This window comes from Nonomuraea sp. NPDC050643 (assembly GCF_040654715.1).
Taxonomy (GTDB): Bacteria; Actinomycetota; Actinomycetes; order Streptosporangiales; family Streptosporangiaceae; genus Nonomuraea.
In genome coordinates this window covers 23,658-43,211 of the sequence record NZ_JBFAIM010000093.1, presented here as the reverse complement: position 1 = coordinate 43,211, position 19,554 = coordinate 23,658, and the positions used below count along the sequence as shown (strand labels likewise).

The 19,554-nt window shown below is 73.4% G+C and carries 14 protein-coding genes and 2 pseudogenes; 15 read left to right on the top strand and 1 reads right to left on the bottom strand.

Annotated elements, in window-relative coordinates; translation table 11 throughout:
* Positions 1-102: 102 nt before the first annotated feature.
* Positions 103-879 (bottom strand): SDR family oxidoreductase, encoded by a 777-nt coding sequence (locus tag AB0I15_RS60470; RefSeq protein ID WP_358118386.1) that lies wholly within the window; start codon positions 877-879, stop codon positions 103-105.
* Here AB0I15_RS60470 and AB0I15_RS60465 point away from each other — a divergent pair.
* The 15 genes and pseudogenes from AB0I15_RS60465 to AB0I15_RS60395 all read left to right on the top strand — a co-directional run bounded on the left by AB0I15_RS60465 (position 863) and on the right by AB0I15_RS60395 (position 19,531).
* Entirely contained in the window at positions 863-1,003 is a 141-nt protein-coding gene (locus AB0I15_RS60465) for a hypothetical protein (protein WP_358118384.1), read from the top strand. The genes AB0I15_RS60470 and AB0I15_RS60465 overlap by 17 nt on opposite strands.
* 84 nt (positions 1,004-1,087) lie before the next feature.
* Complete coding sequence (locus tag AB0I15_RS60460) at positions 1,088-1,822, top strand: GntR family transcriptional regulator (RefSeq protein WP_358118383.1); 735 nt, start codon at positions 1,088-1,090, stop codon at positions 1,820-1,822.
* 77 nt (positions 1,823-1,899) lie between these two features.
* Positions 1,900-3,027, top strand: coding sequence for an N-methyl-L-tryptophan oxidase (gene solA / locus AB0I15_RS60455; protein WP_358118381.1), 1,128 nt, complete (start codon positions 1,900-1,902; stop codon positions 3,025-3,027).
* Entirely contained in the window at positions 3,024-4,076 is a 1,053-nt protein-coding gene (locus AB0I15_RS60450; protein WP_358118379.1) for an ABC transporter substrate-binding protein, read from the top strand. Before solA ends, AB0I15_RS60450 begins: the two co-directional genes overlap by 4 nt.
* Positions 4,073-5,104 carry an ABC transporter substrate-binding protein gene (locus tag AB0I15_RS60445; protein WP_358118377.1) on the top strand — a complete coding sequence of 344 codons (1,032 nt, stop codon included), beginning with the start codon at positions 4,073-4,075 and terminating at the stop codon, positions 5,102-5,104. The genes AB0I15_RS60450 and AB0I15_RS60445 overlap by 4 nt, the downstream gene beginning before the upstream one ends.
* Positions 5,101-6,273: an ABC transporter ATP-binding protein gene (locus AB0I15_RS60440; protein WP_358118376.1), complete on the top strand. Its 1,173-nt coding sequence runs from the start codon at positions 5,101-5,103 to the stop codon at positions 6,271-6,273. Before AB0I15_RS60445 ends, AB0I15_RS60440 begins: the two co-directional genes overlap by 4 nt.
* Positions 6,237-7,121, top strand: coding sequence for an ABC transporter permease (locus AB0I15_RS60435; RefSeq protein ID WP_358118374.1), 885 nt, complete (start codon positions 6,237-6,239; stop codon positions 7,119-7,121). Before AB0I15_RS60440 ends, AB0I15_RS60435 begins: the two co-directional genes overlap by 37 nt.
* The gene (locus AB0I15_RS60430; RefSeq protein WP_358118372.1) at positions 7,118-7,924 is read left to right on the top strand and encodes an ABC transporter permease; all 807 of its coding nucleotides are present in this window, start codon (positions 7,118-7,120) and stop codon (positions 7,922-7,924) included. The genes AB0I15_RS60435 and AB0I15_RS60430 overlap by 4 nt, the downstream gene beginning before the upstream one ends.
* 11 nt (positions 7,925-7,935) lie before the next feature.
* The gene (locus AB0I15_RS60425; RefSeq protein WP_358118371.1) at positions 7,936-9,078 is read left to right on the top strand and encodes an FAD-binding oxidoreductase; all 1,143 of its coding nucleotides are present in this window, start codon (positions 7,936-7,938) and stop codon (positions 9,076-9,078) included.
* A gap of 172 nt (positions 9,079-9,250) precedes the next feature.
* Positions 9,251-11,881: a rifamycin-inactivating phosphotransferase gene (rph, locus tag AB0I15_RS60420; protein WP_358118369.1), complete on the top strand. Its 2,631-nt coding sequence runs from the start codon at positions 9,251-9,253 to the stop codon at positions 11,879-11,881.
* Positions 11,882-12,048: 167 nt separating this feature from the next.
* Positions 12,049-12,180 (top strand): annotated as a pseudogene (locus AB0I15_RS60415) (SDR family NAD(P)-dependent oxidoreductase); the annotation flags it as partial.
* 36 nt (positions 12,181-12,216) lie between these two features.
* Positions 12,217-12,384, top strand: a pseudogene (locus AB0I15_RS60410) (SDR family oxidoreductase); the annotation flags it as partial.
* A 55-nt stretch (positions 12,385-12,439) separates the two neighbouring features.
* Entirely contained in the window at positions 12,440-12,562 is a 123-nt protein-coding gene (locus tag AB0I15_RS60405; RefSeq protein WP_358118367.1) for a hypothetical protein, read from the top strand.
* An 82-nt stretch (positions 12,563-12,644) separates the two neighbouring features.
* The gene (locus tag AB0I15_RS60400; protein ID WP_358118366.1) at positions 12,645-19,349 is read left to right on the top strand and encodes an amino acid adenylation domain-containing protein; all 6,705 of its coding nucleotides are present in this window, start codon (positions 12,645-12,647) and stop codon (positions 19,347-19,349) included.
* On the top strand, positions 19,346-19,531 hold the full coding sequence (locus AB0I15_RS60395) for an MbtH family protein (RefSeq protein ID WP_358118364.1): 186 nt from the start codon (positions 19,346-19,348) through the stop codon (positions 19,529-19,531). The genes AB0I15_RS60400 and AB0I15_RS60395 overlap by 4 nt, the downstream gene beginning before the upstream one ends.
* Positions 19,532-19,554: the final 23 nt, after the last annotated feature.

The following is a 19,554-nucleotide window of genomic DNA, read 5'->3' as shown; positions in this document are numbered from 1 at the left end:
CGCCCCCACACGTCAGGCCGGCCCGGCGGGCAGGGCCGGCCTGACACCCGACCGGGGCCGCCCCGGTGACGAATCCCGCTCCCCGCGCCGGCGGGCGGCGGCTCAGGTGAAGAGCTGGCCACCGTTGACGTCGACGGTGGCGCCGGTGACGGCCTTGGCGTGGTCGGAGGCGAGGTAGATGACGGCGCGGGCGACGTCCTCCTCGGTGGCGATGCGGCGCAGCGCCATCGCGGACAGGTCGCGGGCGAGCACGTCCTCGAACGTCACGCCCTCCGCCGCGGCCCGGGCGCGCATCCACTCCTCCAGCACCTCACTGGCGATCCAGCCGGGCGCGACGCAGTTCACCCGCACGCCGTACGGCCCGAGCTCGTCGGCCAGGCAGTGCGACAGCAGGTGCGCGGCGGCCTTGCCGGCGGCGTAGTCGCTGCGGCCCGCGTAGCCCGTGCGGGACGACATGGACGTGAGGTTGACGATCGAGCCGGAACGCCGGGCCACCATGTGCGGCGCGATGAACCGGCAGGCCAGCAGCGTGCCGTAGCCGCCCGTCTCGACGGCCTTGCGCCAGCCCTCCAGGTCGCCGGCGGACATGTCGAGCACGTTCCGGCGGTGCGACCCGGGGAAGGCGGCGTTGACCAGCACGTCCACCCGGCCGAACCGTTCGATCACGGTGCCGGCGAGCCGGCGCACGTCGTCGATCCTGGTCACGTCGGCGGGGACGGGCACCACCCCCGGCACCTCGGCGGCGATCCTGTCGATGACGGCGGCGGTGCGGGCGGCCACGACGACCTCGGCGCCCTCCTCGCTCAGCAGCGCCGCCAGCGTCCGCCCCAGCCCGGGACCAGCCCCCGTGACGACCGCCACCTTGCCCTCCAGCAGCACGCACCGACTCTACCAAGCCGCGATCGCGCTGCTCGGCGTCATGAGCATCGCGCTGTTCCACGCGCTGGTGCTGGCCGAGCGAGTGCTGCTGCCCTGGGTCTGGGAGAGCGCCGCGGTCCGCTGAGCGGAGGCTCTCACATGAGGAAGACGGATAAGTTATGTGTAATCGCCTATTGACATAACTTAATGCCACAACCAGTATTTTGGCATGTCAGAACGTGACCTCTTGCTTCATGTGCAGATCCGCAGAGCGCTGGAGGCACGTATCCGCAGCGGCCAGTGGGGCCCTGGAACCCGGATCCCCACCGAGGTCGAGCTCTGCGAGGAGTTCGAGGTCTCGCGCATCACCGTGCAGCGGGCCCTGCGCGACCTCGCCGACGCCGGTCTCATCGTCCGCTTCCGCAAACGCGGCAGCTTCGTCGCCCAGGCCGTCGGCCAGCACAACCTGCTCCGCTTCACCGGTCTGCTGATCCAGGGGCCGGAGACGCACGGGGACCACCGGGTCGTCTCCGCCCAGGTGCTGCCCGCCCAGGCGGCGCGGCTGCGCCTGCCCGGCGTGCCGGACGAGGAGGCGGTCATCGAGATGGAGCGCCACAAACTCGGCCACGACGGCCACGTCCTGAACACCGAACTCCACGTGCTGCCCTTCCGGCTCGTACCCGACCTGCTCGACCAGCCGTTAGAACCCCTCACCACCCATGCCTACCTGCGCGACCGCGGAGTCGAGCTGGTACGGGCCAGGCTCTACGTGGAGCCGTACACCCTGGACGGCGCCGAGGCGGAGCTGTTCGGCCTGCCCGCGGGCACGCCGGTCTTCCGCTGGCGCCGGGAGACCTGGACCCGCCGCGGCGAGATCGCGGAAATCCTCGAAATGATCGTCCCACCCGGCTCCGAGCGCTTCTACGTGGAGACCGACCTGAGCGGCTCCTCCGACCACAGCTGAACCCTTCTCTCATCCCCGCGCGGACCGGGTCTCCGCCGCGCGGTGATCCCGCCATGCCTTGAAGGAGCGGATCCCCCATGACCTCTGTCGCCGTCGTCGGCACGGGCGCCGTCGGCTCGATGGCCCTGTGGCGGCTGGCCGAGCGCGGTATCCCCGCCGTCGGCTTCGACGCCTACGCGCCCGGCCATGACCGTGGCGCGGCCGGCGGTGAGTCCCGGATCTTCCGCACCGCGTACAAGGAGGGCCCCGAGTACGTGCCCCTGCTCCGCGAGGCCCGCGACCTGTGGACCGACCTGGAACGTTCCGCCGGTCGCCGGCTGTTCGCCCCCGTCGGCGGCGTCACGGTCGGGCCGCGCGAGCATCCCAAGGTCCGGGCGGTGCTGGAGACCGCCCGCGTCCACGACCTGCCGGTCGAGCTCCTGACCGGCAAGGCCGCCCGTGACCGGGTCCCCGAGCACCCGTTGCGCGAGGGCGAGGTGATGGTCGCCGATCCCGGCGCCGGCTACCTGCGCCCCGAGCCCGCCGTGGTCGCCGCCGTGGCGGCGGCCGAGCGGCGGGGCGCCCGCGTGCACCGCTACACCCCCGTCAGCGAGGTACGCGAGGACGCCACCGGCGTCACCGTCGTCACCGCGGACGGCGAGCAGCGCTTCACCCACGCCGTCCTGGCCCCGGGCCCGTGGGCCGGGAGCCTGCTGCCGCAGGCGCCCATCCAGGCGCCCGTCGTCGCCAAGGCCATCATCTCGACCTGGTTCCCGCGCCGGGACGAGGCGCTGTTCGGGCCCGAGCGGTGCCCGATCGCCATCCGGGTCGGCGAGCCCGCCTACTCCTGCTTCCCCTCGGTGGACGGCACGGGCGTCAAGGTCAACCTGCACGTCCCGTGGCAGGAGATCGGCTCGCCCGACGCGCTGGCGCGCAGCGCGCCCGTCGCGTACGTGGAACAGGTCGCCCGTGCGGTGGCCGCGACCCTGCCGGGGTTGCTGCCCGACCCGGTGCGCGTGGCCACGTACGCCGACGCCTTCACCCCCGACGGCCACGGCCTGCTCGGCAGGCAGGGCCGTACCGTGCTCGCCGCCGCGTTCAGCGGGCACGGCTTCAAGCTCGCCCCCGTCTTCGGCGACATCGTCGCCGACCTGGTCGAGACCGGCGTGACCGCACGCGGGATCGGCCATCTAGCCCCGAATCGCCCCCTTCGGAGGTCGCCATGACACCCAGATCGCTGACCATCGGGCTCCTCGCCGGTGCCCTCACCCTGACCGCCTGCGGGGCCCCCACCCCGTCGGCGGCCCCCGACACGCTGGTCATCGCCGGGTACGGCGGCTCCTACGAGGAGGCGTTCAAGCAGTCGGTCATCCCCGGCTTCGAGAAGACCTGCTCGTGCAAGGTGACCTACATCGCCGGCAGCTCCACCGACACCGTCGCCAAGCTGAAGGCCCAGCAGGCCGCCCCGCAGATCGACGTCGCGCTCATCGACGACGGCGTGCAGAACCAGGCCGTCCAGGCGGGGCTGCTGGCCAAGCTGGACCCGAAGGCGGTCACGAACCTCGCGAACGTCATCGACATCGCCCGCCTGCCCGACGACGTGGGCGTCGGCTTCTCGCTCAACGCGACCGGCATCGCCTACAACACCGACTACTACGCCAAGAACGGGCTGCCCGCTCCCAAGACGCTGGCGGACCTGGAGAACGCCAAGCTCAAGGGCAAGCTGGTGATGCCGTCGATCACCCAGACGTACGGGCTGGGCGCCCTGCTCATCGCGGCGAAGGTCGGCGGCGGCTCCGAGCAGCGGATCGACCCCGGCTTCGCGGGTGTGAAGAAGGTGGCGGCCAACGCCGTCACGTTCGACACCACGGCCGACGTGTCCAACTACTTCCTGCAGGGCCAGGCCGTGGCCTCGGTGTGGGGCAACTCGCGGGTCCAGATGCTGGCCAAGAAGGGCTTCCCGATCGAGTTCGTCTATCCCGAGGAGGGCGCGCTGCCGCTGGTCGCCACCGTGAACGTGGTGAACAAGGCGCCGCACGCGGACGTGGCGCAGAAGTTCGTGAACACGCTGCTGGAGCCGGCCGCCCAGAAGGCCATGGCCGAGTCGAACTTCAACGGCCCGACGGTCAAGGGCGTCACCCTCGACCCGGCGCTCGCGAAGCTGGTGGTCGGCCAGGACCGGGCCGGGGACCTGCGCAAGCTCGACTGGGCCGTGATCAACAAGAACCGTTCCGCCTGGACGGACCGCTGGAACAAGGAGATCGAGACCTCATGACAAGGCTGCTCGCCGCGGCGCTGGCCCTCATCGGCCTGACGGCCTGCGCCCCGCCCAGCCCGGCCGCCTCGGCGGGCAAGCTCGTGGTGGCGGGGTACGGGGGCTCCTACCAGGAGGCCTTCGAGCAGGCCGTGCTGCCCGAGTTCGAGAAGACGTGCGGGTGCGAGGTGACCTACATCGCCGGCAGCTCGACCGACACCGTCGCCAAGCTGAAGGCCCAGCAGGCCGCCCCGCAGATCGACGTGGCGCTCATCGACGACGGCCCGCAGGCCCAGGCCGTGCAGGCCGGGCTGCTGGCCAAGCTCGATCCGGCCGCCGTCACCCGCCTGGGCAAGGTGGAGAAGGTGGCCCGGCTGCCCGGGGACGTCGGCGTCGGGTTCGCGCTGACGGCGACCGGGCTGGCCTACAACAGCGAGTGGTACGCCAAGAACGGCCTGCCCGCCCCCAAGAGGCTGTCCGATCTGGCCGATCCGAAGCTCAAGGGCAAGGTCGTGCTGCCGTCGATCAGCAACACGTACGGCGTGGGCGCGCTCATGCTGGCCGCCCGTGAGGGTGACGGGTCGGTGGAGTCGGGCTTCGCCGGCATCAAGAAGGTGGCGGCCAACGCCTTCACCTTCGACACCACGGCCGACGTGTCGAACTACTTCCTGCAGGGGCAGGCGGTCGCGTCGGTGTGGGGCGGGTCCCGGGTGGAGACGCTGGCCGACAAGGACTTCCCGATCACGTTCGCGTACCCGGAGGACGGGGCGATCCCGCTGCTGGCCACCGCGAACGTCGTCGCCAAGGCGCCGCACGCGGAGCTGGCGCAGAAGTTCGTCAACGCCCTGCTGGAGCCGGCCATTCAGCGCAGGCTGGCCGCCGAGGGCTACGACGGGCCCACCGTCTCCGACGCCACGCTCGACGCGGCGCTCGCCAAGCGGGTGGTCGGCCCGGCGCAGGCGGCCGGGATGACGCCGCTGGACTGGAAGGACGTCAACGGCAACCGAGCCGCCTGGACCGATCGATGGACGAAGGAGGTCGAGCAGTGACGAGCACCACTACCGAGGCGCCGGCCGAGACCGCGGTGCGGCGCGGGCGGCTGCGCCTGGACGGCGTGCGCAAGGTGCTGGGCGGCAAGGAGGTGGTCTCCGCCGTGGACCTGGAGACCGAGCCGGGCGAGTTCCTCACCCTGCTGGGGCCTTCGGGCTGTGGCAAGACCACGACGCTGAACATGGTCGCCGGGCACCTGACCGCCGACGGCGGCCTGATCGAGGTGGACGGCCGTGACATCACCGCCGTGCCGCCGCACCGCCGTTCCATGGGCATGGTCTTCCAGTCGTACGCCCTGTTCCCGCACATGTCGATCGCCGACAACGTGGCGTTCGGCCTGCGCATGCGCAAGGTCGCGGCCTCCCGTCGCAGCAAGCGGGTGGCCGAGGTGCTGGAGATGGTGGGCCTGGACGGCATGTCCGAGCGGCACCCGCGTCAGCTCTCCGGCGGCCAGCAGCAGCGCGCCGCGCTGGCCAGGGCCCTGGTGATCGAGCCGGATCTGCTGCTGCTCGACGAGCCGTTCTCCAACCTCGACGCTCAGCTCCGGGTACGGCTGCGCGACGAGGTCTCCGCCCTGCAGCGCCGGATCGGCACCACCACGATCCTCGTCACCCACGACCAGGAGGAGGCCCTGGCGGTCTCCGACCGGATCGCGGTCATGGCCGACGGCGTCATCCATCAGCTCGGCCGGCCGCGGGAGATCTACCTGCGCCCGGCGACGGACTTCGTGGCCCAGTTCATCGGCGAGGTCAACGCGCTCGACGGCGTCGCCGCGGGGCCGGTGGCCGGCGGGCACGCCTGCACGGTGGCGGGCGCGACGGTGGCCGCCACCCCGGCCGGGGATCCACCGGCCGACGGCGCGGCCGTGCGGCTGTACGTGCGGCCCGAGGTCGTACGGATCGGCACGGTTGAACGGATCGGCACGGTCGAACGGGCCGGCTCGGTCGAACAGCCCGGCACGGCCGGGCAGACCGGCACGGGGGACGGCGACGGGCTGCGCGGGACCGTGCGCGACACCCGTTTCCTCGGCTCGCGCATCCGCTGCGTGGTCGCCACCGCGGCGGGCACGGTGACGGCGGCGCTGCCGTTCGACGCGCGGGTGCCCGGGGTGGGGGAGGAGGTGACCTGCTCATGGCGGCCGTCGGACGCCTCGCTGGCGGCCAGGTGAGCGGCGGGGCGAGCCGCCCCCGCCGGCGCACGGGCCTGTTGCTCGCGCTGCCCGCGATCGCGATCTTCGCGCTGCTGTTCCTGGCGCCGCTGTTCACGCTGGTGGCCAACAGTTTCAGGACGCAGACCGGCGCCTTCACGCTGGACAACTACGCCCGTTTCCTCGGTGACCCGTTCTACCGGGACGTCCTGTGGAACACGCTCAAGGTCGCCGGCATGACGACGATCGGCTGCCTGCTCGTCGGCTATCCCTTCGCCCTGTACATGCGGGGTCGTTCGGCCCGGGTGCGCAACTGGCTGGCGCTGCTCCTGCTGTCGCCGCTGCTGATCAGCATGGTCATCCGCGCGTACGGGTGGCTGGTGGTGCTGGGGCCGAACGGTCCCGTGGCGGCGGTCTTCGAGGCGTTCGGGCTCACCGCGCCGCAACTCCTCTACAACGACACGGCCGTGCTCATCGGCATGGTGCACGTCATGCTGGCGTACATGGTGCTGCCGCTCATGGGCAGCCTGGACCGCATCGACCCGACGCTCGTGCCGGCCGCCAAGGGGCTGGGCGCGCCGGGGTGGACCTGCTTCTGGCGGATCACGCTGCCGCTGTCGGCGCCCGGCATGCTCGCCGGGGCGATGATCGTGTTCAGCCTGACCGCCTCCAGCTTCGTCACCCCGGCGATCCTCGGCGGCCCGAAGGTGAAGCTCATGCCGTACTTCGTCTACACGCAGGCGACGACCACGCTCGACTGGCCGTACGCGGCGGCGATCGGTTTCGTGCTCGTGGTCGTGACGACCGGGCTGCTGCTCGGCTACGCGCGGCTGCTGCGCCGCGGCAACGGGGATGTGGTGTTCGGATGAGCCGCCTGACCCGCCTGCTCGGCGGCGCGTTCGCGGTCCTGGTGGGGTTGTTCCTGATCGCGCCCGTCGCGGTCACGGTGGCCTCCTCGCTCACCACGACCTCCTATGTGACGTTCCCGCCGCAGGGCATCACGCTGCGCTGGTACGCCGAGGTGTTCCAGAAGCCGGAGTTCCTGTCGTCGTTCGCGCTGAGCGCCCTGGTGGCGCTGGCGGCGGCGGCGATCTCGGCGGTGGTGGGGCTGGCCGGCGGGCTGGCCATCCACCGCTACCGCTTCCCCGGCCGGGGCGCGCTGGAGGCGGTGCTGTCCAGCGCGTTCGCGGTGCCCACGATCGTGCTCGGCATCGGGCTGCTGCAGTGGTTCGCGCAGATGGGGCTGGCTTCGAGCCCGTTCACGCTGCTGCTGGCCCATCTGGTGCTGACCGTCCCGTACGCGGTGCGGCTGGTGCTGGCCGGGCTGGCGGGCCTGGACCGGGCGGCGGAGAAGGCCGCGGCCGGGCTGGGCGCCGCGCCGTTCATGGTGTTCTGGCACGTCACGCTGCCGGCCGTGCGCGGGGCGCTGATCGGGGGCGCGTTCTTCGCGTTCATCACCTCCTTCGACGACCTGACGGTGGCGCTGTTCGTGGTCACGACCGACCTGCAGACGCTGCCCGTACGGATCTTCAACTACATGCAGTACGACTACGACCCCACGGTCACCGCCATCGGCACCCTGATGGTGCTGTTCGCCGTGGTGGCGGTCGTCGTCATCGAACGTTTCGTCGGCGTGGCCAAGCTGTTCGGCGCCGATCAGGACCACAAGTGAGAGGAGCCAGCGTGCGAGTCGTCGTCATCGGTGCGGGGGTGGTGGGATCCGCGGTAGCGGCCGGGCTCACCCGGCGCGGCGCGCAGGTCACGATCCTGGAGGCGCGTACGCCGGGGGCCGGTACGAGCTCCACCTCGGTCGCGTGGATCAACGCCAACAACAAGACCCCGAAGGAGTACTTCGACCTCAACCACGCCGCCGTCTGGGCGCACCATCAGCTCCCCGGCGACTGGTTCTTCCCCACCGGCAACCTCGAGTGCGCGGTCACGGCCGAGCACAGGGAGCTGCTCGAGGCCCGCGTCGAACGGCTGCTCGGCATGGGCTACCCGGTCGAGCGGATCACCGCGCGGCGCGCCCTGGCCCTGGAGCCCGACCTGGTGCCGCCGCCTCCCGGCGCCGAGCACGTGTTCTTCCCCACCGAGGCGTACGTCCAGCCGCTGCGCCTGCTCGGCCGCCTGCTCGGCGAGGCCCGCGACGGCGGGGCCACGCTGGAGTGCGGGGCCGAGGTCACCGCGATCGAGGCGTCGGCGTCGGGCGCGAAGGTGACGCTGGCCGATGGGCGCACGTTCGCCGGGGACGTGGTGGTCACCTGTGCCGGGCGCTGGACGGAGCAGGTCGCGGCCCTGGCCGGGGCGACGGTGCCGATGCTGGACCCGGCCGTGTCCGGCACGGTCACCAACGGTTTCCTGGTCACCACGAGCCCGGTGCCGGCCCGGTTGTCGCGGGTGCTCACCACGGCCGCGCTCAACCTGCGCCCGGACGGGGGCGGGCGGCTGCTGCTGCAGTCCCTGGGCCTGGACGGCCTGGCCGACCCGGCGCGCCCGGTGCCGGAGGAGGTCCTCACGGAGATCATGACCCTGCTGCCCGGCGTGCTGCGCGGCACGGAGGGCGCCACGGTGGAGCGGGCGGTCGTGGGGCAGCGGGCGATGCCCGGCGACGGCCTGACGGTGGCGGGGTTCTCGGACGCGGATCGGCGGGTGTACACGGTGGCCACGCACAGCGGGGTCACGCTGGCGCCGCTGCTGCTGGAGGAGGTGGGGGGCGAGCTGTTCGGTGAGGAGTCGTCCCTGCTCGCCCCGTTCCGCCCGTCGCGCTTCACCGACGGCAGCGCCCGCCCGGCCCCGGCCCCGGCCCGCCGCCCCGGCCAGCAGTAACCCCGCCCCCGGCCCACCCGCCCCCGGCTCGCCGGGCGGGTGGGCCGCGGCATGACACCCGGACCTCACGCGATCGGTCCCTGTTCACCCCATCCCCCCGGTGGAAGGGCTCGCGCATTGAGATACAGTGCTGGTCTGTATTTAATTAGTTCTGGGAGATGGGAATCCCGCCATGGGTGCATACGTGCTCGGCTTCCACGACATCGACAAGACCCGGCTCGCGCTGGTCGGCGGCAAGGGGGCCAACCTCGGCGAGCTGTCCTCGGTCGAGGGCGTGCGCGTGCCGCCCGGCTTCTGCGTCACGACGGAGGCGTACCGGGCGGTCGTCGAGGGGGACGAGGGGATCGCCGCGCTGATCGACGGCCTGTCGGGGCTGCGGGCCGACGATCGTGCCGGGATCGCCGAGGCGTGCGCCCGCCTGCGGACGGCGATCGAGACCCTGCCCGTCCCGGCCGACGTCGAGGGCGAGCTCCTGCGCCACCTCGCCGAGCTCGGCGACGGGCCGTGCGCGGTCCGCTCCAGCGCCACCGCCGAGGACCTGCCGTCCAGCTCGTTCGCCGGGCAGCAGGACACGTACCTGAACGTCCGGGGCGCGGCGGCGGTGCTGGAGGGCGTGCGGCGGTGCTGGGCGTCGCTGTTCACCGACCGGGCGGTGGCCTACCGCATCCGCGGCGGCTTCGCCCACCGGGCCGTCCGCGTCTCCGTGGTCGTCCAGCGGATGGTCTTCCCCGAGGCGGCGGGCATCATGTTCACCGCCGACCCCATCACCTGCAACCGGAACGTGGTCTCGATCGACGCGGGGTTCGGGCTGGGGGAGGCGTTCGTCTCCGGGCTGGTCAACGCCGACAACTACCGCGTCCGGTCCGGCCGCGTCATCGCCAGGAACGTCGTCACCCAGACCAAGGAGCTGCGCGCCGCGCCCGGCGGCGGCACCGAGGAGCACGACATCGAGCCCGCCCGGCAGCACGTCCAGACGCTCACCGACGAGCGGATCCTGAGCCTGGCGAGCCTCGGCCGCCGCATCGAGCGCCACTTCGGCCGGCCCCAGGACATCGAGTGGGGCCTGGTCGACGGCGAGTTCCAGGTGCTGCAGAGCCGCCCGATCACCACGCTCTACCCGGTGCCGGAGTCCTCCGACGGCAAGAACCACGTCTACATGTCCTACGGCCACCGCCAGATGATGACCGACGCCTTCATGCCGCTCGGCCTGTCGTTCTTCGCCCTGCTGCACGACCGGCTCGGCCGCTCGGCGGGGACGGTGACCGCGGGCCGCTTCTACAAGGACATGTCGCACGAGCTGTCCTCACCGGTGGCCCGCGCGGTCACGCTCAAGAGCCTCGGGCAGGTGGACGTGCTCATGGCCAACGCCCTGCGCACGGTGCTCGGCCGCAAGGACTTCGTCCGCGGCCTGGCCCGCGGCAAGACCTCGATCCTGGACTTCGGCGAGGGCGGGGTGCTGCCCATGGTCCGCCAGTACCTGAGCCTGTCCAGGCACGACGACCCGGACGTCGTGCCCCAGCTCATCGCGCAGAACGAGGCGACGGTCGAGCGGCTGCGGCGGGGGATCGACGGCAAGTCGGGCGACGAGCTGTTCCGCTACATCCTGGCCGACCACGACGTGCTGGCCGCGCTCACCTTCGACCCGCGCAGCGTGGCGGCGGCCTTCGTCGGCATCCAGTCGGTGAACTGGGTCAACAAGCACATGAAGGCGTGGCTCGGCGTCGACAACGCCGCCGACGCCATCGCCCAGTCCGCCGACCACAACGTGGTGGCCGCGATGGGCCTGGACCTGCTGGACGTGGCGGACGTGATCCGGCCGTACCCGGAGGTGATCCGGCATCTCGAGACGGCCGGCCGCGACACGCTGCTGCCCGGCCTCGACGCCTTGGAGGGCGGCGCGCCGGCCCGGCGCGCCCTCGAGGGCTACCTGAGCGAGTACGGCATGCACTGCTCGGGCGACATCGACATCACCAGGACGCGGTGGAGCGAGGACCCCACGCTGCTCGTCCCGCTTCTGCTCAGCAACGTCAGGAACCTCGAGCCCGGGGAGCGCGCCCGCAAGGCCGAACGGGGCCGCGCGGAGGCCGAGCGCACGATGGCCGACCTGCTGGCCCGTCTCAAGGCCCGGCCCAGTGGCGCTCGCAAGGCGCGCAAGGCGGCCCGCCAGATGAGCCTGGTCCGTCACTTCATCGGCTACCGCGAGTACTCCAAGCACGCCCTGCTGCAGCGGTATGAGTTGTACAAGCGCGCCCTGCTCGCCGAGGCGGACCGGCTGGCAGACGAAGGGGTGATCAAGGAGCCGCAGGACGTCTACTTCCTGTCGCTGGAGGAGTTCCGGCTGGTCGTGCGGACCGGCCGCGCCGACCACGACCTGATCGAGGAGCGGCGGGCGGCGTTCGAGGAGTACGGCAAGCTCACGCCGCCGCGCGTGATCACCTCGGAAGGGGAGGTGATCTCCGGCGAGTACGACACCGGCGCCCTGCCGGAGGGGGCGCTGGCCGGGATCGCCGTGTCGTCGGGCGTCGTCGAGGGCCGCGCCAGGATCGTGCACAGCATGCGGGACGCCGTCGTCGAGGAGGGTGACATCCTCGTCACCGTCTTCACCGACCCGAGCTGGTCGCCGCTGTTCGTGTCGGTCAAGGGTGTGGTGATGGAGGTCGGCGGCGTGATGACGCACGGCGCGGTGGTGGCCAGGGAATACGGGCTCCCGGCGGTCGTCGGCGTGCAGGACGCCACCCGCAGGATCGAGGACGGCCGCCGCATCCGCGTCAACGGCGCCGAGGGGTACGTCGAGCTGCTCTGACCTCCTGCGACGGTCCGGCCGGGCGGCGACCGCCGCCCGGCTTTCGCGTGTGAGGGCCGTGTGAGGGCCGGGTGAGGGCATTGAAACTCTCCCTTGACAGATGCGAACTTTCCGATCAAATTAGGCAAGGCTTACCTAACTTAATCATTCGGGGAGGACTTGCCGCAATGGACGGGATCGAGGGCAGGACCGCCTTGGTGACCGGCGCGGCCCGGGGGATCGGGGCGGCCGTGTGCGCCGCCCTGACCGAGGCGGGAGCCAAGGTGGCCGCCGCCGACCTCAGGGCCGGGCCGGGCGGCGAGGTGGCGGGCACCTACCTCGACGAGGCGCTCTACGCCACCCTCGCCGGCGACCCCGGCTCGTTCCGCGTCGGCATCCCGCTCGGGCGCGTGGCCGACCCGGACGACATCGCGGACGCGGTCCTGTTCCTCTGCTCGGAGACGGCCAGGCACATCACCATGCACGACCTCCTCGTGGACGGTGGCGCGACCCTGCGCGCCTGACCAGATTGGATCTTCATGCATCTGCTGACGACCGAGGCGAATCCGCCGGCGGGTCATGACCGCGCGGAATCGGTGCAAGGTCGCCGAGCGGCTGTTCGTCGAGCCGGACGAGCTCGGGCCGCACGACGACCTCGTGGAGAGGCCGACGATCGCGGCATGGGCGGAGCCGCTCGCCTGACCTCCGACCGATCCTCCGCGACCTTCCCGCGCCCCCTATCCCTGCCCAGGACCGACGTCCGGGGTCTCCTCGAAATCCGCCGATGACCATGCCGCCCACCGTGACCACGACGACGCCCCTGACCGGGGCGCAGGCCGGGATCTGGTACGCCCAGCGCCTGGACCCCGGCAACCCCGTCTACAACACCGCCGACCGCGTCGACATCCGGGGCCCGCTGAACCCCGGCGTGTTCGAGCGGGCGCTGGAGCGCTGCCTGGCCGAGGCCGACCCGCTACGGCTGCGCTTCACCGAGGGCCCCGCCCAGTACCTCAACGAGTACGACTCGCTGCGCGGCTGCCTGACCGTGCTCGACCTGCGCGGCGCGGCCGACCCCGAGGCCGCGGCGCAGGAGTGGATGCGGGCCGACCTGCGCACCCCGGTGGACCTGGTCACCGGCCGCCTGACCCGGCACGCGCTGCTGCGGCTGACCGACGACCACGCCGTCTGGTACCTGCGGGCCCACCACATCCTCATCGACGCCTACGCCCTGTCGATGCTGGTCGGGCGGATGGCGGAGATCTACACGGCCCTGGCCGACGGGCTGACGCCCGGCGCGGGGCCGTTCGGGTCGATGGCGTCGGTGCCGGCGGAGGAGGCCGCGTACCGGGTCTCGGAGCAGTACGCGGCCGACCGGGCGTACTGGCTCGGGCGGCTCGGCGGCGCGCCCGAACCGGCCGGGCTCGCGGGGACGCCCGCGATGTCGGCCCGCGAGATCGTCCGCCGGCGCGCCCCGCTCCCGCCCGCCGGGCACTGGGACGGCCTGGCCCGCGAAGCCCACGCCACCTGGGCCGACGTGGCCGCCGCCGGGCTGGCCTGCTACCTGGGAAGGCTCACCGGCACCACGGACGTGCTGATCGGGCTGTCGCTGATGAACCGCTCCGGCGCCACGCTGCGGGTGCCGTGCCTGACGGTCAACGTGCTGCCGGTGCGGCTCGACGTACGGCCCTGGCGCACGCTGGGCGAGCTGGTCGGCGACGCCGCCCGGCGCGTCGCCGAGGCGCGCGGGCACGGCCGTTACCGGATCGAGGACCTGCGCCGCGACCTGGGGCTCGGGGGACGGGCGTTGTTCGGGCCGATGCTCAACATCAAGCCGTTCGCGTCGGAGGTGAAGTTCGGCGCTGCCGTCGCCTCCGTCACCAACCTGGCCTCCGGGCCGGTGGACGACCTGGCCGTGGCGCTGCTGCTGGACGGGGAGCGGCTGACGCTGGAGCTCGACGGGAACGCGGCCCGGTACTCGGAGGAGGCGCTGGCCGTTCACACCCGGCGGCTGGCGGGCTTCCTCGGCACGCTGGCGGCGTACGGGCCGGACACGCCGCTCGGCCGCCTGCCCGTGCTGATGGACGAGGACCGCACGGCCCTGAACCTGCCACGCTCGGCCGGCGCGGACCCGGACCGGCCGGATCGTCCGAAGAAGCCCAGGGTCCGGCCGGATCGCCTGAAGGTGCCCGCTCCCCGGGCCGACCTCCTCAACGTGCCCGCCGCGCGGCCACCCGCCGACGACCTGCTGCCCGGCCGGACCGCGTGGACCGTCGTGGACGCCTTCCTCGACCAGGTACGCGCGACACCCGAGGCGACGGCGCTGACCTGCGACGGCGCGTCGCTGACCTTCGCCGAGCTGGGCGCGCGGGTGGACCGGCTGGCCCGGAGCCTGCTCGCACAGGGCGCCGGGCCCGAGCGGATCGTCGCCGTGACGCTGCCCCGCTCCGCCGAGCTGGTGATCGCCCTGCTCGCGGTGCTGCGCAGCGGCGCGGCGTTCCTGCCGATCGACCCGTCGTACCCGGCCGGCCGGCGCGAGCTCATGCTGGCCGACGCCGCCCCGTCCATCGTGCTCACCACCGCCTGGGACCCGCCCGCGCCATCGGACGTCGTGGTCCCCGCGCCTTCAGATGCCGTGTTCCCCGCGCCTTCGGACGTCGTGTTCCCCGCGCCCGAGCCGGGACACCCCGCCTACGTGATCTACACCTCCGGCTCCACCGGCCGCCCCCAAGGCGTGGTCGGCACGCACGCCGGGCTGGCCGCACTCCTCGCCGGCCACCGCGAACGGCTGTTCCCGGCGGGCGAGCGGCTGCGGGTCGCGCACACGGCGTCGTTCTCGTTCGACGCCTCCCTGGACCCGCTGCTGTGGATGATCGGCGGCCACGAGCTGCACCTGCTCGGCGACGACACCTACCGCGACCCCGAGGCTCTGACGTCCTACGTCCGCGAGCACGCCGTCGACTACCTCGACCTGACCCCGTCCCACCTCAAGGAGCTGCCCGGCCTGCTGGCCAGGCCGCCGCGGATCACCGTGGTCGGTGGCGAGGCGGTGCCGGCGCCGCTGTGGCGCACCCTGCGGGACCGCACCCTGGCCGTGGACCACTACGGCCCCACCGAGGCCACGGTCGACGCCTACACCTGGCTCGGCGACGGCTCGGAGGGCCCCACGGCGGGCACGAGCGTCCACGTGCTCGACGACGCTCTGCAACCGGCGCCGCCCGGCGTCACCGGGGAGCTGTACCTGGCGGGAGAGGGGCTGGCCCGCGGCTACCTGGGCCGTCCCGAGCTGACCGCCGACCGGTTCGTGGCCGGTCCCGGCGGAACGCGCATGTACCGGACGGGCGACCGCGCCCGCTGGGCCGCGCCCGGCCGGCTGCGGCTCCTGGGCCGGGCCGACGACCAGGTCAAGGTACGCGGCGTACGCGTAGAGCCGGCCGAGATCGAGGCCGCGCTCGAAGAGCACCCCGGCGTGAACGCCGCCGCCGTCGCCGCGCACGGCCACCGCCTGGTCGCCTACGTCGTACCCAGTGCGGAGGGCGCGGCGGAGGGAGCGGCGGAGGGCGTGGCGGCCCGGCTGGCGGAGCACGCCGCCGCCCGCCTGCCCGCCGGCATGGCGCCCGCCGCGTACGTCGCCATGGACTCGCTGCCCCGCACCCCCAACGGCAAGCTCGACCGCGCCGCGCTCCCCGCCCCCGAGGCCGACGGCGCCGGGACGGGCAGGGCGGCGGCCAACCAGGCGGAGCAGGTCATGTGCGCCCTGTTCGCCGAGGTGCTCGGGCGGCCCGCCGTCGGCCCCGACGACTCCTTCTTCGACCTGGGCGGTCACTCCCTGCCGGCCGCGCGGCTGACGGTCCGGGTGGGGGAGACGTTCGGCACGGCCCCGCCCATCAGGACGATCTTCGACACCCCCACCCCCGCCGGGCTCGTCGCCAGGCTGGGCATGACGACGGTCCCCCGCACGCCCCTGCTGGCCCGCAGCCGCCCCGAGCCCATGCCGCTGTCGTCCGCGCAGGCCAGGCTCTGGTTCCTGTACCGCGTCGAAGGCCCCGCCCCCACCTGGAACCTGCCCCTGGCCCTCCGCCTGGGAGGCGAGATCGACCGCGCCGCGCTCCGGGCCGCCCTCGACGACGTCGCCGCCAGGCACGAGATCCTGCGCACGGTCTTCCCCGAGCACGACGGCGTCCCCCGCCAGCGGATCCTGGACGACGTACGCCTCGAGCTCCCCGTCTGGCAGCCCGACGACGAGGACCAGGCCATGCGGACGATCGCCCGGCGCGGCTTCGACCTGGCCGCCGAGCCGCCGTTCCGCGCCCACCTGCTGCGGCTGGGCCCTGAGGAGCACGTGCTCATGCTCGTCCTGCACCACATCGCGGGCGACGCCTGGTCGGCGGGCCCGCTGGCCAGGGACCTCATGACGGCCTACGAGGCCCGCAAGGAGGGCAGGGCCCCGGCGTACGAGCCGCTGCCCGTCCAGTACGCCGACTACACGCTGTGGCGGCGCGACCTGCCCGTCACCGGGCTGGAGTTCTGGCGTACGGCCCTCGCCGGCCTGCCCGACCGGCTCGAACTGCCCGTCGACCGGCCCCGCCCGGCCGTGCCGAGCGGCGAGGGCGGCACCGTCCCCGTCGTCCTGCCGCCCGGTCTGATGCGGGCCGCGCGGCGGCTGGCCCGCAGCGCCCGCGCGAGCGTGTTCATGGTGCTGCACGCGGCGCTCGCGGCCCTGCTCACCCGGCTCGGCGCGGGCACCGACCTGCCGATCGGCACTCCGGTCGCGGGCCGCGGCGAGAGCACGCTGGACGGCGCCGTCGGGTTCTTCGGCAACACGCTCGTGCTGCGGGCCGACACGTCGGGCGACCCGTCGTTCGCCGAGCTGCTCGAACGTGTCAAGGCCGCCGACCTGGCCGCGTTCGAGCACGCGGAGCTGCCGTTCGAGCGGCTCGTCGAGGCGCTCAACCCGCCCCGGGCCCGCAACCGGCACCCGCTGTTCCAGGTGATGCTCGTCCACCCGGACGCCCCCGCGACCGCCGGGGTGCGGGTCGTGCACACGGGGACCGCCAAGGTCGACCTCACGCTGAACCTCGACGCCACCGGCTCGGGGTTCCTCGAGTACAGCAAGGACCTGTTCGAGCGGGCCAGTGCCCGCGCGCTCGCCGGACGGCTGGTCCGCCTGCTGGAGCAGGCGCTCGCCGACCCGTCCGCGCCGATCGGTCGGCTCGACCTCCTGGACGCCGCCGAACGCCGCACGCTCCTGGGGGACCGGCCCGGCGACATGACGACCGGACCGGCCGGCGCTCAGCTCGGAGGGCACGTCGTCGAGCCGGGCGCGACGCTGCCCGGCCTGTTCGAGGCGCAGGCCCGCCGCACCCCCGGCGCGACCGCCGTCGGCGCCCTCACCTACGCCGGGCTGAACGCCCGCGCCAACCGGCTGGCCCACAAGCTCATCGCGTACGGGGCCCGCCCCGGCGCCGTCGTCGCCCTGTCGCTGCCCCGCTCGCCGGACCTGGTGGTCGCGCTGCTGGCGGTGCTCAAGACCGGCGCCGCGTGCCTGCCGCTGGACCCGTCGTACCCGGCCGGCCGCGTGGACCGCATGGTCGCCGACGCCGGTCCGGTGTACGTGGTGGACGAGGGCCGGCTGGCGGACCTGGACGACTGGCTCGACCACGACCCGGAGCGCGACCTGCGGCCGGACGACGCCGCGTACGTCATCTACACCTCCGGCGCCACCGGCCGGCCCGAGGGCGTGCTCGTCACCCACCACAACGTGGTCCGGCTCCTGTCGGCCACCGACCGACTTTTCGGCTTCGGCCCGGACGACGTGTGGACGCTGTGCCACTCCTGCGCCTTCGACGTCTCGGTGTGGGAGCTGTGGGGCGCGCTGCTGTACGGCGGCCGCCTGGTCGTCGTCCCCCACGAGGTGAGCCGCTCCCCGGCGGACCTGCTCGCCCTGCTGGTCCGCGAGCGCGTCACCGTGCTCAACCAGACCCCGTCGGCGTTCTACCGGCTCGCCGCCGCCGACGACGGCCGCGAGCTGGCACTCCGCCACGTGATCTTCGGCGGGGAGGCGCTCGAACCCGCCCGCCTGGAGGACTGGCGGGCCCGCCGCCCGCACGGGCCCGACCTGGTCAACACGTACGGCATCACCGAGGCCGCCGTGCACGTCACCCACCTGGTGCTGGAGGCCGGCGAGCGGCACGGCGGCCCCATCGGCCGCGCCATCCCGGACCTGCGCGTCTACGTGCTGGACGACGCCCTGCGGCCGGTCCCCCCGGGGGTCGCCGGCGAGATGTACGTGGCGGGCGACGGACTGGCCCGCGGCTACCTCGGCCGCCCCGGCCTGACCGCCGAACGCTTCGTCGCCGACCCCTACGGCCCGCCCGGGACGCGCATGTACCGCTCGGGCGACCTGGCCCGCCGCCTGCCCGACGGCACCCTCGACCATCTCGACCGCGCCGCCCTGCCCGCCCTCTCGGCCACCCTCGGGGAGGGACGGCTGCCGGACGGGCCGCGTGAGGAGACCATGTGCGCCCTGTTCGCCGACGTGCTCGGCGTGCGCCGGGTGGGCGTGGACGACGGCTTCTTCGACCTCGGCGGCCACTCGCTGCTCGCGGTGCGGCTGGTCGCCCGGGTCAAGGAGGTCTTCGGGGCCGAGGTGCCGGTCGGCGCGCTGTTCGAGGCGCCGACCGCCGCCGGGCTGGCCGCGCTCCTCGACGGCGGCGCCCGCAGGGACCCGCTCAAGGTGCTGCTGCCGCTGCGCGAGCCGGGATCGCGGGAACCGCTGTTCTGCGTGCATCCGGCGGGCGGGCTGAGCTGGTGCTACGGCGGCCTGATCCGGCACCTGCCCGACCGCCCGGTCTACGGGCTCCAGGCGCGCCGCGACCGGCCCCCGGCCTCGCTGCGCAAGCTGGCGGCCGGTTACGTGGCCCAGCTCAGGATGGTGCGGCCGCGCGGGCCATACCATCTGCTCGGCTGGTCCACGGGCGGTGTCATCGCCCAGGAGATGGCCGTGCAACTCCGGCTGGCGGGGCAGGAGGTGGCGCTGCTGGCCGTCCTGGACGCGTACCCGGCCGAGGGCAGGCGCGACCTGCCTCCGTCCGATGCGGCGGAGGCGCTGGAGGCGCTGCTCACGATGGGCGGCTGCACGCCGGACGGCGAGCTCACGATCGAGCGCGTCGTGGAGATCCTGCGCCGCGAGTCCAGCCCGCTCGCCGGGCTGCCCGCCGGGACGCTCGCCGAGCTCAAGGACCTCTACCTCGGCACCGACCGCCTCGTACGCGCCCACGACACCCGCCCGTACGACGGCGACATGCTGTTCTTCCGCGCCACCGCCGGCACGATCGACGGCACGCCGGCCGCGGACGCCTGGCGGCCCCACGTGAGCGGCGCGATCGAGACGCACGACGTGGCCTGCGGTCACAAGGACATGACCCGGCCGGGACCGATCGCCGACATCGGCGCGATCGTCGCGGCCCGACTCCGGGAGCCGACCTCGTGAACCCCTTCGACGATCCGGACGGCGAGTTCCTCGTCCTGGCCGACGACGAGGACCGGCACTCCATCTGGCCGTCCTTCGCCGCCGTGCCGGACGGCTGGTCGGTGCGCTTCGGCCCGGACGTCCGGGCGGCCTGCCTGGCCTACGTCGCCGCCTGCTGGACGGACCTGCGCCCGCGCCGCTGACCCCGCCCGAGGGAGCCGGCGTT